The sequence below is a fragment of the Pseudomonas sp. 14P_8.1_Bac3 genome, from assembly GCF_025466085.1.
GTDB lineage: Bacteria > Pseudomonadota > Gammaproteobacteria > Pseudomonadales > Pseudomonadaceae > Aquipseudomonas.
Genome location: NZ_JANLOD010000066.1, coordinates 145,483 through 160,806 on the forward strand (window position 1 = coordinate 145,483; position 15,324 = coordinate 160,806).

The following is a 15,324-nucleotide window of genomic DNA, read 5'->3' on the forward strand; positions in this document are numbered from 1 at the left end:
GCTTTTGTCCTCTTAACAGATTGCAGAGGGTTCTTTGATGAAAATGCTTCCCCTACGTGCGGCCATCGCGGCCGCGCTGCTGAGTGTCGCTGTTGGCGTCTCGGCCAAACCGCTGGTGGTCTGCACCGAAGCCAGTCCGGAAGGCTTTGACACGGCGTTGTATACGACTGCAGTCACCGCCGATGCCGCGGCTGAAACCATTTTCAACCGTCTGGCCGACTTCCAGCCCGGCACCACCGAGGTGATTCCCGCCCTGGCCGAGTCCTGGGACATCAGTGAAGACGGCCTGACCTACACGTTCCACCTGCGCAAAGGCGTCAAGTTCCACACCACCGAATACTTCAAGCCGACCCGCGACATGAACGCCGACGACGTGGTCTGGAGCTTCCAGCGCCAGCTGGACCCGAATCACCCGTGGCACAAACAGTCGAGCGTGGGCTTCCCGTACTTTGAAAGCATGGGCTTCAAGGAACTGCTGAAAAACGTCGAGAAGGTCGATGACAACACGGTCAGGTTCACCCTGACCCGCCGCGAAGCGCCGTTCCTGGCCGACATCGCCATGGCGTTCTCCTCGATCTATTCCGCCGAGTACGCCGACCAGTTGCTCAAGGCGAACCAAACCGGCGACCTCAACAACAAACCGGTCGGCACCGGGCCGTTCGTGTTCCAGCGCTACAACAAGGACGCCCAGGTTCGCTTCAAGGCCAACCCGGACTACTTCCGTGGCAAGCCACCGGCGGATGCACTGATCCTGGCCATCGCCACCGACAACAACGTGCGCCTGCAAAAGCTCAAGGCCAACGAGTGCCAGGTCGCGCTGTATCCGAAGCCGGATGACATCCCGAGCATCAAGAAAGACAGCAACCTGAAGGTCGATGAACTCAACGCGATGACCGTTGCCTACATCGCCATGAACACTTCGCACAAATACCTCAGCGACGTGCGCGTGCGCAAAGCCATCGACCTCGCGTTCGACAAGGAAGCGGCCGTCAACGCGCTGTTTGGCAAGGGCAACGCGACCGTGGCGGTCAACCCGTATCCGGACACCCTGCTAGGCTACAACCATGCCCTGAAGAATCCGGCCCTCAACCTGGACAAGGCCCGTGCCCTGCTCAAGGAAGCCGGCGTACCGGAAGGCACCACCTTCACCCTGTTCACCCGCAACGGTGGCGGTCCGACCAACCCCAACCCGATGCTGGGCGCACAGATGATGCAGGCTGACCTGGCCAAGGTCGGGATCAAGATCGACATTCGCGTGATGGAATGGGGCGAAATGCTCAAACGCGCCAAGAACGGCGAGCACGACCTGGTGTCTGCCGGATGGGCGGGCGATAACGGCGACCCGGATAACTTCCTCACGCCTCTTCTGAGTTGCGAGGCGGCCAAAAACGGCGAAAACTACGCCCGCTGGTGTAACGACAAGTTTCAAGCATTGCTCGACCAGGCCCGGGAAAAAACCGATCCGGCCGAGCGTGCAGCCTTGTATGAACAGGCCCAGGTTCTTTTTAACCAGGATCAGCCATGGATCAGCATCGCACACACTAGAATGTTCACGGCAATGCGCAACAACGTAGAGGGTTATCACATTAGCCCCCTGACCACGAATAACTTCGCCACCACCCAGGTGAAGTAAATAAGAAAACTCCCGGTGTCCTTGACCCCAGGGACACCAGGCACGCCTAACCGGCTGATGAGGTACACCACACGATGTTTAGTTTTATTGCCCGCCGACTGGGGTTACTGATCCCCACGTTCTTCGGCATCACGTTGCTGACTTTCGCGTTGATTCGCATGATCCCTGGCGATCCGGTGGAAGTCATGATGGGAGAACGTCGGGTGGATCCCGAAATGCATGCACAGGCAATGGAACGCCTTGGTTTGAACAAACCGTTGTACGCCCAGTACCTGGATTACATCGGCAAACTGGCCCACGGCGACCTGGGGGAATCCCTGCGTACCCGTGAAAGCGTATGGACCGAGTTCACCTCCCTGTTTCCGGCAACCCTGGAACTGTCCATGGCCGCCCTGTTGTTCGCCGGCATCCTGGGCCTGCTGGCCGGGGTGATCGCGGCACTCAAGCGAGGATCCCTGTTCGACCATGGGGTGATGGGCATCTCCCTCGCGGGGTATTCGATGCCGATCTTCTGGTGGGGCCTGATCCTGATCATGTTCTTCTCGGTGTCCCTGGGCTGGACGCCGGTGTCCGGGCGGATCGACCTGCTCTATGACATCGAGCCGCGCACCGGCTTCATGTTGATCGACACGCTACTGGCCGATGACGTCGGGGCGTTCTTCGATGCGCTGCATCACCTGATCCTGCCGGCCATCGTGCTCGGCACCATCCCATTGGCGGTGATCGCGCGGATGACCCGCTCTTCGATGCTCGAAGTGCTGCGCGAAGACTACATCCGTACTGCCCGCGCCAAAGGCCTGTCGCCGTCGCGCGTGGTGTTCGTGCACGGCCTGCGCAACGCGCTGATCCCGGTGCTGACGGTGGTCGGCCTGCAAGTCGGCACGTTGCTGGCCGGTGCGGTCCTGACCGAAACCATCTTCTCCTGGCCCGGCATCGGCAAATGGCTGATCGAAGCCATTGGCGCACGGGACTATCCCGTGGTGCAGAACGGCATCCTGTTAATCGCCTGCCTGGTGATTCTGGTCAACTTCGTGGTGGACATCCTCTACGGCTTTGCCAACCCACGCATCCGTCATCAGCGCTGAGATCACTATTCATGAGCACTCCAACTTCCTCAGTAGCCACCGCCGCGTCGGCGGATCAAAGCCTGCTGTACCCGTCGCCGTACAAAGAATTCTGGCACGCCTTCTCGCGCAACAAAGGCGCCGTTGCCGGCCTGATGTTCATGTTGCTGGTGATCTTCTGCGCGATCTTCGCGCCGTGGGTCGCCCCGCATAACCCGAGCGAGCAATACCGCGACTTCCTGCTGACCCCGCCCGCGTGGCTGGAAGGCGGGCAGATGCAGTTCCTGCTCGGCACCGATGAACTGGGCCGCGACCTGCTCTCGCGCCTGATCCAGGGTTCGCGCCTGTCCTTGCTGATCGGCCTGTCGTCGGTAGTGATGTCGCTGATTCCGGGGATCCTGCTGGGTCTGTTCGCCGGGTTCTTCCCGCGCGTACTCGGCCCGACCATCATGCGTCTGATGGACATCATGCTGGCCCTGCCGTCGCTGCTGCTGGCCGTGGCGATTGTCGCCATCCTCGGCCCTGGCCTGATCAACACCGTGATCGCGATCGCCGTGGTGTCCCTGCCGTCCTATGTTCGTCTGACCCGCGCCGCGGTGATGGGCGAGCTGAACCGCGACTACGTGACCGCCGCGCGCCTGGCCGGTGCCACCCTGCCGCGCCTGATGTTCATCACCGTGCTGCCGAACTGCATGGCGCCGCTGATCGTGCAGGCCACCCTGAGCTTCTCCTCGGCCATTCTCGATGCCGCGGCACTGGGCTTCCTCGGCCTTGGCGTACAACCGCCGACGCCTGAGTGGGGCACCATGCTGGCTTCGGCTCGCGACTACATCGAACGCGCCTGGTGGGTCGTCAGTCTGCCTGGTTTGACCATTTTGCTCAGCGTGCTGGCAATCAACTTGATGGGCGACGGCCTGCGCGATGCGCTGGACCCGAAACTCAAGAACGCCGCCTGAGGAGATTCAAATGTCAATGTTAGAAATCAAGAATCTCAACGTTCGCTTCGGCGACAAGAACGCCGTTCCGGTGGTCGACGGGCTCGACATTTCCGTGGACAAGGGCGAAGTGCTGGCCATCGTTGGCGAGTCGGGTTCCGGCAAATCCGTGACCATGATGGCGCTGATGGGCCTGATCGAGCATCCGGGGATCGTCACCGCCGACGCCCTGAGCTTCGACGGCAAGAACATGCTCAAGCTCAGCAACCGTCAGCGTCGGCAGATCGTCGGCAAAGACCTGGCCATGGTCTTCCAGGACCCGATGACCGCGCTGAACCCAAGCTACACCGTCGGTTTCCAGATCGAAGAAGTGCTGCGCCTGCACCTGAAGATGTCCGGCAAGCAGGCCCGCGCCCGCGCCATCGAGCTACTGGAAAAAGTCGAAATCCCGGGCGCCGCCAGCCGTATGGACGCCTACCCGCATCAACTGTCGGGCGGTATGAGCCAGCGTGTTGCGATCGCCATGGCGATTGCCGGTGAACCGAAACTGCTGATCGCCGACGAACCGACCACCGCACTCGACGTGACGATTCAAGCGCAAATCATGGACCTGCTGCTGGCGTTGCAGAAAGAGCAGAACATGGGCCTGGTGCTGATCACCCACGACCTCGCGGTCGTGGCCGAAACCGCCCAGCGCGTGTGCGTGATGTACGCTGGCCAGGCGGTGGAAGTCGGCCAGGTGCCGCAACTGTTCGACATTCCGGCGCACCCGTACAGCGAAGCGCTGCTCAAGGCGATTCCAGAGCACAGCCTCGGCGCCTCGCGCCTGTCGACCCTGCCGGGTATCGTGCCCGGTCGTTACGACCGTCCGCAGGGTTGCCTGCTGTCGCCGCGCTGCCCGTACGTGCAGGACAACTGCCGCGCGCAGCGTCCGGCCCTTGACCCGAAAAGCAACAGCCTCGCCCGCTGCTTCTACCCGCTGAACCAGGAGGTGGCGTAATGGCCGTCGTACTTACCGCCCGCGACCTCACCCGTCACTACGAAGTGTCCCGAGGCCTGTTCAAGGGCCGCGCGACCGTGCGCGCCCTCAATGGTGTGTCGTTCGAACTGGAAGCCGGCAAGACCCTCGCCGTCGTGGGTGAGTCGGGTTGCGGCAAATCCACCTTGGCCCGGGCCCTGACGCTGATTGAAGAGCCGTCCTCCGGCTCCTTGAAAATCGCCGGGCAGGAAGTCGCCGGCGCCGACAAGGGCCAGCGCAAGCAACTGCGCAAAGACGTGCAGATGGTGTTCCAGAGCCCGTATGCCTCGCTGAACCCGCGGCAGAAGGTCGGTGACCAACTGGCCGAGCCGCTGCTGATCAACACCAGCCTTTCAGCGGCCGAGCGTCGTGAAAAAGTCCAGGCAATGATGAAGCAGGTAGGCTTGCGTCCCGAGCACTATCAGCGTTATCCGCACATGTTCTCCGGCGGCCAGCGCCAGCGGATCGCCCTCGCTCGCGCGATGATGCTGCAGCCAAAAGTGCTGGTGGCGGATGAGCCGACGTCGGCGCTGGACGTGTCGATCCAGGCACAGGTGCTGAACCTGTTCATGGATCTGCAGCAAGAGTTCAACACCGCGTACGTGTTCATCTCCCACAACCTGGCGGTGGTGCAGCACGTTGCCGATGACGTGATGGTGATGTACCTCGGCCGCCCGGTGGAAATGGGCCCGAAGAACGATATCTACGCCCGTCCCCTGCACCCGTACACCCAGGCGCTGCTGTCGGCGACCCCGACCATTCATCCGGACCCGAACAAGCCGAAAATCAAAATCGTCGGCGAATTGCCCAACCCGCTGAACCCGCCGTCGGGTTGCGCTTTCCACAAGCGCTGCCCGTACGCGACCGAGCGCTGCAAGACTGAAGAACCGGCCCTGCGCCTGCTCGACAGTCGCCAGGTGGCATGCCACTACGCCGAGCAATTCCTCGACGGCGCGGCGTAACGGTGACCTGAAAAAACCTGTGGGAGCGGGCTTGCTCGCGAATGTTTCATTACATCGTCGCTGGCTGACAAACCGCTTTCGCGACCAAGGCCGCTCCCACATTGAATTGAGTCGCTAACAAAACCCCTTCTGCTTCCGGGCCGAAGGGGTTTTATTTATCCCGCTGCTTACTTACGACGACGAGGTGTCGTCATCATCGTCATCGGTGTCCGGCTCGTCAGTGGTCGAGTCATCATCGCCTGCGCTACCACCCTGCCCTTTATCGCCCGCCTCCGACTCGGACTTGGCGACCATCATGCCGGTATGCGTCATATGGCCGCTCGAAGCCTGCTCGCCATGCCCTGGGCACTCCGCCCACGCCGCGGACATGCCCACCGACAGCATCACCAAAACCTTAAGCAACAACACAATACGTTGAAAAATGCTCATAGCCGATTCCATCCTTCGCAGGTGCAGCATGAAGCCTGACGGCACAGATTGAATCTAGTCCCGCTCAGCCGGGTTCACCAGTTATGACTCTGATGACGGCCAGGAAATGCCCCGACATCGGCAGACCGCTTTCGCATAAACCCTATGGCAAAAAGTTATTTCAACGCCCTGTAGGAGCGAGCTTGCTCGCGATGGTCGTTAACACTGACGCGTGCTACCGGAACGAACGCGGCGCTCTTGCGTGCATCGCCAGCAAGCTGGCTCCTACAGGTTTTGCGTGAACCCGGCCCTGCCGCACACCACAGAACCCTGCAGGAGCAGGCACGCTCGCGAGGGTCGTCAACGATGACGCGGGGGGCCTGACACCCCTCGGCGCTCTCGGGTGTATCGCGAGCAGGCGCCTACAGGGGAATTGTGTCGCGCAACAAAAAAACCCCGCAGCTTTCGCAACGGGGTTTTGGGTGTCGCCGATCAGCGCTTAGTGATGCTCACGCGTGGCACGGAATTTCACGTCCGGCCAGCGCTCTTCCATCAGCGCCAGGTTGACGCGGGTCGGGGCCAGGTAGGTCAGGTGACCGCCGCCGTCGACCGCGAGGTTTTCCACGGCTTTGACCCGGAACTCCTCGAATTTCTTCTTATCGTCGCAATCGATCCAGCGCGCGGAGTACACGGTGATCGGCTCGTAGGAGCATTCGACCTTGTATTCCTCTTTCAAGCGGCTGGCGACCACATCGAACTGCAGCACACCGACGGCGCCGAGGATGATGTCGTTGCTGCGCTCAGGGAAGAACACCTGGGTCGCGCCTTCTTCGGCCAATTGCTGCAAGCCCTGGCGCAGTTGCTTGGATTTCAGCGGGTCACGCAGGCGCACGCGGCGGAACAGTTCCGGGGCGAAGTGCGGGATGCCGGTGAAGCCCAGGACTTCGCCTTCGGTGAAGGTATCGCCGATCTGGATGGTGCCGTGGTTGTGCAGGCCGATGATGTCGCCGGCGAAGGCTTCTTCCAGTTGCTCACGCTCCGAGGAGAAGAACGTCAGGGCGTCGCCGATCCGCACGTCCTTGCCGGTGCGCACGTGGCGCATCTTCATGCCCTTTTCGTACTTGCCGGAGCAGATACGCATGAAGGCGATACGGTCGCGGTGTTTCGGGTCCATGTTCGCCTGGATTTTGAACACGAAGCCGGCGAATTTCTCTTCGACCGGTTCCACAGTGCGCTCGTTGGCGACACGGGCCAGCGGTTTCGGCGCCCAGTTGACCACGGCGTCGAGCACGTGATCGACACCGAAGTTACCCAACGCGGTACCGAAGAACACCGGGGTCAGCTGGCCGTCGAGGAATTCCTGCTGGTTGAACTCGTGGCAGGCGCCCTGCACCAGTTCCAGTTGCTCGACGAAGCGATCATATTCGTCGCCCAAATGCGCGCGGGCTTCGTCGGAGTCGAGCTTCTCGATGATTTTTACATCGGTGCGCTCGTGGCCGTGACCGGCGGTGTAGACAATGATGTAGTCGTCGGCGAGGTGGTAGACGCCCTTGAAGTCGCGGTAGCAGCCTATCGGCCAGGTGATCGGCGCCGCCTTGATCTTCAGGACCGCCTCGATTTCGTCGAGCAGTTCGATCGGGTCGCGGATGTCACGGTCGAGTTTGTTGATGAAGCTGACAATCGGCGTGTCACGCAGACGGCAGACGTCCATCAGCGCGATGGTCCGTGGCTCTACGCCCTTACCGCCGTCGAGGACCATCAATGCCGAGTCGACCGCCGTCAGGGTGCGATAGGTATCTTCGGAGAAGTCTTCGTGGCCCGGGGTGTCGAGCAGGTTGATCATGTGATCGCGATACGGGAACTGCATGACCGACGTGGTAATGGAAATACCCCGTTGCTTTTCCATTTCCATCCAGTCGGAGGTGGCATGGCGGTCGGACTTGCGAGACTTCACCGTGCCGGCCACCGCGATCGCCTTGCCCATCAGCAAGAGCTTTTCGGTGATGGTGGTTTTACCGGCATCGGGGTGGGAAATAATGGCGAAAGTGCGGCGTTTCGCGACTTCGGCGGCCTGTTTGGTCATGGGAAATCGCCTGGCGGTGATTCAAAAAAGGGCGGCGAGTATAGCGCAAACCGACCGTCACGGACCACCGCTCGCCCCTTGGCGGGTGGCTAAATGCTGCCAGTGATGGAACCTTTTAAAAGGTGAAGGCGTCCACTCACCTGTTACAGCTTTTGTCAGGGGCTGATCAATCAGCCCGTTAGCCTGACGAGGCTGCGCTTATGGCTCGATACGCCGTACGCCCTTTTTGTAGGAGCGAGCTTGCTCGCGATGAACCTTCAGGCAACGCGCTTGCTCAGGGAGCACGCGTTATCGTTGACGTCCATCGCGAGCAAGCTCGCTCCTACAGGGGGACGCGTTAGGCATGAGCTGCTTCTCGCGAACGTTTTGATCCCGGCAGCCAGCAATGGCAGTGCCACACGGAACTGCGTTCGCCGACAAAGAAAGAAAAAAGGAGTCCGCCTGTGGCTATTCGCTATGGCAAAGGGCTGATAGGAGGCGTGCTGGTAATCGCCCTCCTGGCCCTGCTGGTCCACTGGATCGGCATCAACACGATCGAACATTACCGCGACGATTTATTGTTTTACCTGCAAGCCCATCTGGTGCTTGTCCTCGCTTCCATGCTGGCCGCCCTGGTAGTGGGCATTCCCGCCGGTATCGCCCTCAGCCGCCCGACCATGGTGGGTCGCGCTGAACGCTTCATGCAGATCTTCAACATCGGCAACACCGTGCCACCTCTCGCCGTACTGGCCATCGCCCTGGGGATTCTGGGCATCGGCAGCGGCCCGGCGATCTTCGCCCTGTTCCTCGCCTCGCTGTTGCCGATCGTACGCAACACCTACGAAGGCCTGAAAAACGTTCAAGGTTCGCTCAAGGAAGCGGCGGTCGGCATCGGCATGACGCCGGCCCAGGTGCTGTGGCGGGTCGAACTGCCGAACGCGGTGCCGATCATCATCGGTGGCGTGCGAGTGGCCCTGGCGATCAACGTCGGTACTGCACCGCTGGCGTTCCTGATCGGCGCCAACAGTCTGGGCAGCCTGATTTTCCCCGGCATCGCCCTGAACAATCAGCCGCAACTGCTGCTTGGCGCGGCGTGCACCGCGCTGCTGGCCTTGCTGCTCGACGGCTTGGTGACCCTCGCCAGCCGCCTCTGGCTCGAACGCGGCCTGCGCCCGTCTTAAGCCTCGGCAAAGGAAGACTCATGAAGATATTAAGCTTGCTATTAGGCTGCGCCCTGCTGTTCGCCGGAATCGCCCAAGCCGCTGAAAAACCGGTGATCCGCATCGGCGCCCGGGTGTTCACCGAACAGACCCTGCTGGCGGAAATCACCTCCCAGTACCTGCGCACCAAGGGTTACGACACTCAGGTGACCGGTGGTCTGGGCAGCACCCTGGCCCGCAGCGCCCACGAAAGTGGCCAGCTGGATTTGATGTGGGAATACACCGGCGTGTCGCTGGTGTCTTACAACCATGTCACCGACAAGCTCGACAGCGCTCAGTCCTACGCCAAGGTGAAAGAACTCGACGCGAAAAAAGGCCTGATCTGGCTGACGCCGTCGAAATTCAGCAACACCTACGCCCTGGCCCTGCCGGAAAAAACCGCGAAGGCTTACCCCCAGATCAACACCATCAGCGAGCTGAACACCGTGTTGCAGGCGGAGCACAAGGACAATCACCTGGTCGCCCTGGACACCGAGTTCGCCAACCGTTCCGACGGACTGGACGGCATGGTCGACCTCTACGGCATGAACCTGACCCGCGAGAACATCCGCCAGATGGACGCTGGCCTGGTCTACACCGCCCTGCGCAATGGCCAGGTGTTCGCCGGGCTGGTCTACACCACCGACGGTCGCCTGAACGCCTTCAAGCTCAAGCTGCTGGAAGACGACAAGCACTACTTCCCGGACTACACCGCCGCGCCGGTGGTACGTCAGGTTTACCTCGACGCCCACCCGAAACTGGCGGAAGAGATCAAGCCGCTGGCCGAGCTGTTCGATGACGAAACCATGCGCGCATTGAACGCACGGGTCGATGTCGATCACGAAAGCCCTTCATCCGTTGCCGCTGATTTTCTGCGCCAGCATCCACTGAACTAAGGAGGAAAAGACATGGAATTTTTGAACGCCTTTTCCCATCTCGACTGGCCGCTGGTGCTGCACCTGACCTGGCAGCACATCACCCTGGTCGGGATCGCCGTGACCCTGGCGATTGTGGCCGGCGTGCCGCTCGGCATTCTGATGACGCGCTTCCCAACCCTCGCCGGCCCGTTGCAAGCCAGCGCCACGGTACTGCTGACCGTGCCGTCGATTGCGCTGTTCGGCCTGCTGTTGCCGTTCTACTCGAAATTCGGCCAGGGGCTCGGGCCGATGCCGGCGATCACTGCGGTGTTCCTGTACTCGCTGCTGCCGATCATGCGCAACACCTACCTCGCCCTGACCGGCGTCGAGCCGGGCATTCGTGAAGCCGCACGCGGTATCGGCATGACCTTCGGCCAGCGCTTGCGCATGGTCGAACTGCCGATTGCGGTGCCAGTGATCCTCGCCGGTGTACGCACCGCCGTGGTCATGAACATCGGAGTCATGACCATCGCCGCCACCATCGGTGCCGGTGGCCTCGGTGTACTCATTCTCGCTTCCATCAGCCGCAGCGACATGTCGATGCTGATCGTCGGCGCCGTGCTGGTCAGTCTCCTGGCCATCTTCGCCGACCTGCTTCTGCAATGGCTGCAACGCACGCTGACTCCCAAAGGACTCCTGAAATGATCGAACTTCAAAACCTCAGCAAGACCTTCCAAAGCAACGGCAAAGACGTGAAAGCCGTGGACTCGGTAAGCCTGACCGTCAATGAAGGCGAAATCTGTGTGTTTCTCGGGCCATCGGGCTGCGGCAAAAGCACCACGCTGAAGATGATCAACCGCCTGATCAAGCCAACCTCGGGCAAGATCCTGATCAACGGCGAAGACACCACCGACCTCGACGAAGTGACCCTGCGTCGCAACATCGGCTACGTGATCCAGCAGATCGGTCTGTTCCCGAACATGACCATCGAAGAAAACATTGTGGTGGTACCGAAACTGCTCGGATGGGATAAACAGAAATGCCACGACCGTGCCCGCGAATTGATGAGCATGATCAAGCTCGAGCCCAAGCAGTACCTCAATCGCTACCCGCGTGAATTGTCCGGTGGCCAGCAGCAGCGGATTGGCGTGATTCGCGCGCTGGCGGCGGATGCGCCGTTGCTGTTGATGGACGAACCGTTCGGCGCAGTCGACCCGATTAATCGCGAGATGATCCAGAACGAATTCTTCGAGATGCAGCGCGCGCTGAACAAGACCGTGATCATGGTCAGCCACGACATCGACGAAGCGATCAAGCTGGGCGACAAGATCGCGATCTTCCGCGCCGGCAAGCTGTTGCAGATCGATCACCCGGACACGCTGCTGGCGCACCCGGCGGATGATTTTGTCAGCAACTTTGTCGGCCAGGACAGCACGCTCAAGCGTCTGTTGCTGGTGAAAGCCGAAGACGCGGCAGACAACGCGCCGTCCGTCAGCCCGGAAACGCCGGTGGCCGATGCGCTGGAGTTGATGGATGAGCATGACCGCCGTTACGTCGTGGTCACCGATGGTGAGACCAAGGCGCTCGGCTATGTACGACGCCGCGACCTGCACCGTCAGACCGGGACCTGCGCACAGTACCTGCGCGAATTCAACGCCACCGCGGCGTACGACGAGCATTTGCGCATCCTGTTGTCGCGGATGTACGAGTTCAACCGCTCGTGGTTGCCGGTGATGGATGCCGAGCGGGTGTTCCTGGGTGAAGTGACCCAGGAATCGATTGCCGAGTACCTGAGCTCCGGCAAGTCCCGTGGCGGCAAGACCAGCATTGTTTCGCCGGCTGAAACTGCCGTCGCCTGACCGCACGCATTCGCGGGCAAGCCCGCTCCCACCTGGGCCCGCGCCAGTCACAGCATTGTGAAATGACGCAGATCCAATGTGGGAGCGGGCTTGCTCGCGAACAGGGCACCACAAATCCCGCTGATTCCCCGCAAATCTCCCCCTCTCGGGAACATCACACTGTCATGCAGGTCGGTTACATCAGTAGCTGTCCGGGACCGCACGACGGAAGCGTGCAAAAACGCGACATTTTTTGTTGATCTCGAGCCCTTCACGCCCTAAAGTTCGCGCCGAACGTCCATGCTGGAAACGATCCATCCGGCTCAAGTACTGACGACGAGACAGCAAGGCCAAGGGAAGCGTCGCCTCCCATGGCCTTTTTGCTTTCGGCGACATGCCTTGGGAAGTAGGCGAACCAAAGTGGGGATACGGAGGACGTTCATTTGCACCCATTGATAATTTTAGTTTGCCAGTAGGAGTTCCCAGCATGTCGATCAACGTCGAAGACTATTTCGCGCGCGATACTTTCAACAAAATGAAGGCGTTCGCCGACAAACAAGAAACCCCGTTCGTGGTGATCGACACCGCGATGATCAGCCAGGCCTACGATGACCTGCGCGCCGGTTTCGAATTCGCCAAGGTCTACTACGCGGTCAAGGCCAACCCGGCCGTCGAAATCATCGACCTGCTCAAAGAGAAAGGCTCGAACTTCGACATCGCTTCGATCTACGAGCTCGACAAAGTGATGAACCAGGGCGTTGGCCCGGATCGCATCAGCTACGGCAACACCATCAAGAAATCCAAGGACATCCGCTACTTCTACGACAAGGGCGTGCGTCTGTATGCCACCGACTCCGAAGCCGACCTGCGCAACATCGCCAAGGCTGCACCGGGTTCGAAAGTCTACGTGCGCATCCTCACCGAAGGCTCGACCACCGCTGACTGGCCGCTGTCGCGCAAATTCGGCTGCCAGACCGACATGGCCATGGACCTGCTGATCCTCGCCCGGGACCTGGGCCTGGTGCCTTACGGCATCTCGTTCCACGTCGGTTCGCAACAACGTGACATCAGCGTCTGGGACGCGGCAATCGCCAAGGTCAAGGTGATCTTCGAGCGCCTGAAAGAAGAAGACGGCATCCACCTGAAGCTGATCAATATGGGCGGCGGCTTCCCGGCCAACTACATCACCCGCACCAACAGCCTGGAAACCTACGCCGAGGAAATCATTCGTTTCCTCAAGGAAGACTTCGGTGACGACCTGCCGGAAATCATCCTGGAACCGGGCCGTTCGCTGATCGCCAACGCCGGCATCCTGGTCAGCGAAGTGGTGCTGGTGGCGCGCAAATCCCGCACCGCCGTCGAGCGCTGGGTGTACACGGATGTGGGCAAGTTCTCCGGCCTGATCGAAACCATGGACGAAGCCATCAAGTTCCCGATCTGGACCGAGAAAAAGGGCGAGATGGAAGAAGTGGTCATCGCCGGCCCGACCTGCGACAGCGCCGACATCATGTACGAAAACTACAAGTACGGCCTGCCGCTGAACCTGGCGATCGGTGATCGTTTGTACTGGCTGTCGACCGGCGCGTACACCACCAGCTACAGCGCGGTCGAGTTCAACGGCTTCCCGCCGCTGAAATCGTTCTACGTGTAAACGCTGCAGGCATTGAAAAGCCCATGACATGGCCTGTCATGGGCTTTTTTGTGGGCGAGTGGATCGTGCCCCGTCGCTCCTACAGGGGGGTTAATGTCTGTTCGAGTTCGGTGTAGCGCTGGGCGTAATCGGCTGCCAGAGCGCGGATCTGTGGATCGGTGGCGGTCAACAGCGCCTTGCTCGCCACCCGCAAGAAATTCAGGTTGCCGCCAGCCAGCGCCTGGCGTAGCCACGCCAGCGCCTCCTCGATGTTGCCTTCATCCGCCAACACCGCGGCATAGCTGAACTGCCCGCGAAAATCGCCGCCGAGCGCCGAGCGCCGATACCACTCCACGGCGCCCACCCGATCCGCCGGGCAAATGCGCCCTTCTTCCAGATAACGCCCGAGCAGGTTCATCGACTTCGCGTGGCCCAGTTCAGCCGCGCGTCGGTAAAGACTCAGCGCCTGCACCTGATCCTCGACCACACCGCGCCCGGTCGCCAACAGGTTGGCGAAGTTGTACATCGCCCAATCCAGCCCCGCATCGGCAGCGACGCGATAATGCCTCGCGGCGACCGCCGCATCGGCCACACAACCCCAGCCATGCTCATGACAACGGCCGAGCATGTTGCGCGCCATCAGGTGCCCGCCGTTGGCCGCGATCTCGAACCAACGCAGCGCCAGTTGCTGATCCAGTTCGATACCCCGGCCATCCAGCAGAATCTGCCCGAGCAAGGCCTGTGCATCGAGCACGCCTTCACGGGCCGCGATCAAAATCGCCTGGGCCGCCCGCGCGGGGCTGTCCTCGAGCATGGCTTTGAGCCGATCACCGTCGAGCACTTCCTCACGACGCAATTGAAAACTCATACCTCGACCCAGCGACGCAACAGGTTGTGATACGTGCCGGTCAGGCGGATCAATGAGGGATGGTCGGGCATGTCCTGGGTCAGCTGCCGGATCGCTTCGTCCATCTCGAACAGCAGCGCACGCTGGCTGTCCTCGCGGACCAGGCTTTGGGTCCAGAAAAAAGACGCGAACCGGGTGCCGCGGCTCACGGCGTTGACCTTGTGCAGGCTGGTGCCGGGGTACAGGACCATGTCGCCCGCGGGAAGCTTCACCCGTTGCGTGCCATAGGTATCCTGAATCTCCAGCTCACCGCCGTCGTAGTCCTGCGGTTCGCTGAAAAACAGCGTCGCCGACAGATCGGTGCGTACCCGCTCGATACTGCCTTTGGGCTGACGCACCGCGTTGTCGATATGGAAATCGAAACTGCCACCCGCCGTGTAACAGTTCAGCAATGGTGGAAAGACTTTGTGCGGTAATGCGGCTGACATGAACAATGGATTTTTCCACAGCCGCTCAAGCATCGCCGCGCCGACTTCCTTGGCCAACGGATGGCCTTCCGGCAACTGCAGATTGTGCTTGGCTTTCGCCGACTGATAGCCGGCCGTGATTTTGCCATCCGCCCAATCCGCCTGTTCCAGAGCCTCGCGAATGCGCTGCACCTCTTCTTTTGAGAACAAGCCGGGGATGTGCAGCAGCATGGAAAAGTACCTGAAGGCAAAAGGATGGAGATGGTAGTGATTCTTATTGCCAGTGTAAAACCCGCGCGACGAATGAAACATCAAAAACCGTAAGGATAAATTGTAAAGAATGTAAATTCAGTGCGAATAGTAACGTTTCGCAATTGATACATATACGCGTCTACCCTATATTC

The 15,324-nt window shown here is 60.6% G+C and carries 14 protein-coding genes; 10 read left to right on the forward strand and 4 right to left on the reverse strand.

Translation table 11 applies throughout. The annotated features are described in order from the left end of the window. The first annotated feature begins 37 nt into the window (after positions 1–37). The 5 genes from NTD84_RS21810 to NTD84_RS21830 all read left to right on the forward strand — a co-directional run bounded on the left by NTD84_RS21810 (position 38) and on the right by NTD84_RS21830 (position 5,612). On the forward strand, positions 38–1,633 hold the full coding sequence (locus NTD84_RS21810; protein WP_262169836.1) for an ABC transporter substrate-binding protein: 1,596 nt from the start codon (positions 38–40) through the stop codon (positions 1,631–1,633). 74 nt (positions 1,634–1,707) lie between these two features. After that, complete coding sequence (locus tag NTD84_RS21815) at positions 1,708–2,718, forward strand: ABC transporter permease subunit (RefSeq protein ID WP_075947650.1); 1,011 nt, start codon at positions 1,708–1,710, stop codon at positions 2,716–2,718. An 11-nt stretch (positions 2,719–2,729) separates the two neighbouring features. Further along, on the forward strand, positions 2,730–3,653 hold the full coding sequence (locus NTD84_RS21820; RefSeq protein ID WP_262169842.1) for an ABC transporter permease subunit: 924 nt from the start codon (positions 2,730–2,732) through the stop codon (positions 3,651–3,653). A 10-nt stretch (positions 3,654–3,663) separates the two neighbouring features. After that, positions 3,664–4,632: an ABC transporter ATP-binding protein gene (locus tag NTD84_RS21825; RefSeq protein WP_262169844.1), complete on the forward strand. Its 969-nt coding sequence runs from the start codon at positions 3,664–3,666 to the stop codon at positions 4,630–4,632. Continuing rightward, positions 4,632–5,612, forward strand: a complete 981-nt coding sequence (locus NTD84_RS21830; RefSeq protein ID WP_262169846.1) for a peptide ABC transporter ATP-binding protein — start codon at positions 4,632–4,634, stop codon at positions 5,610–5,612. Before NTD84_RS21825 ends, NTD84_RS21830 begins: the two co-directional genes overlap by 1 nt. 171 nt (positions 5,613–5,783) lie before the next feature. Here the strand turns inward: NTD84_RS21830 and NTD84_RS21835 are convergent, their stop codons facing one another. Beyond that, entirely contained in the window at positions 5,784–6,041 is a 258-nt protein-coding gene (locus NTD84_RS21835) for a hypothetical protein (protein WP_262169849.1), read from the reverse strand. A gap of 478 nt (positions 6,042–6,519) precedes the next feature. Continuing rightward, positions 6,520–8,103 carry a peptide chain release factor 3 gene (locus NTD84_RS21840; protein ID WP_262169851.1) on the reverse strand — a complete coding sequence of 528 codons (1,584 nt, stop codon included), beginning with the start codon at positions 8,101–8,103 and terminating at the stop codon, positions 6,520–6,522. Positions 8,104–8,546: 443 nt separating this feature from the next. Between NTD84_RS21840 and NTD84_RS21845 the strand changes: the two genes are divergently transcribed. From NTD84_RS21845 to NTD84_RS21865, 5 genes are all read left to right on the forward strand, one after another. Continuing rightward, positions 8,547–9,263 carry an ABC transporter permease gene (locus tag NTD84_RS21845; protein ID WP_262169853.1) on the forward strand — a complete coding sequence of 239 codons (717 nt, stop codon included), beginning with the start codon at positions 8,547–8,549 and terminating at the stop codon, positions 9,261–9,263. Between the two features lie 20 nt (positions 9,264–9,283). Next, on the forward strand, positions 9,284–10,177 hold the full coding sequence (locus tag NTD84_RS21850; RefSeq protein ID WP_262169855.1) for a glycine betaine ABC transporter substrate-binding protein: 894 nt from the start codon (positions 9,284–9,286) through the stop codon (positions 10,175–10,177). Between the two features lie 12 nt (positions 10,178–10,189). After that, the gene (locus tag NTD84_RS21855) at positions 10,190–10,843 is read left to right on the forward strand and encodes an ABC transporter permease (protein ID WP_105340033.1); all 654 of its coding nucleotides are present in this window, start codon (positions 10,190–10,192) and stop codon (positions 10,841–10,843) included. Continuing rightward, on the forward strand, positions 10,840–11,997 hold the full coding sequence (locus tag NTD84_RS21860) for a betaine/proline/choline family ABC transporter ATP-binding protein (RefSeq protein WP_262169859.1): 1,158 nt from the start codon (positions 10,840–10,842) through the stop codon (positions 11,995–11,997). Before NTD84_RS21855 ends, NTD84_RS21860 begins: the two co-directional genes overlap by 4 nt. A gap of 466 nt (positions 11,998–12,463) precedes the next feature. After that, positions 12,464–13,627: a type III PLP-dependent enzyme gene (locus tag NTD84_RS21865; protein WP_007942814.1), complete on the forward strand. Its 1,164-nt coding sequence runs from the start codon at positions 12,464–12,466 to the stop codon at positions 13,625–13,627. A 79-nt stretch (positions 13,628–13,706) separates the two neighbouring features. On the opposite strand, the gene NTD84_RS21870 is transcribed toward NTD84_RS21865, so the two are convergent. Beyond that, positions 13,707–14,474, reverse strand: coding sequence for a tetratricopeptide repeat protein (locus tag NTD84_RS21870; protein ID WP_262169862.1), 768 nt, complete (start codon positions 14,472–14,474; stop codon positions 13,707–13,709). Continuing rightward, a complete protein-coding gene (locus NTD84_RS21875; protein ID WP_262169864.1) occupies positions 14,471–15,151 on the reverse strand; it encodes a Fe2+-dependent dioxygenase in 681 nt (226 codons plus the stop codon). Before NTD84_RS21875 ends, NTD84_RS21870 begins: the two co-directional genes overlap by 4 nt. Positions 15,152–15,324 lie beyond the last annotated feature (173 nt).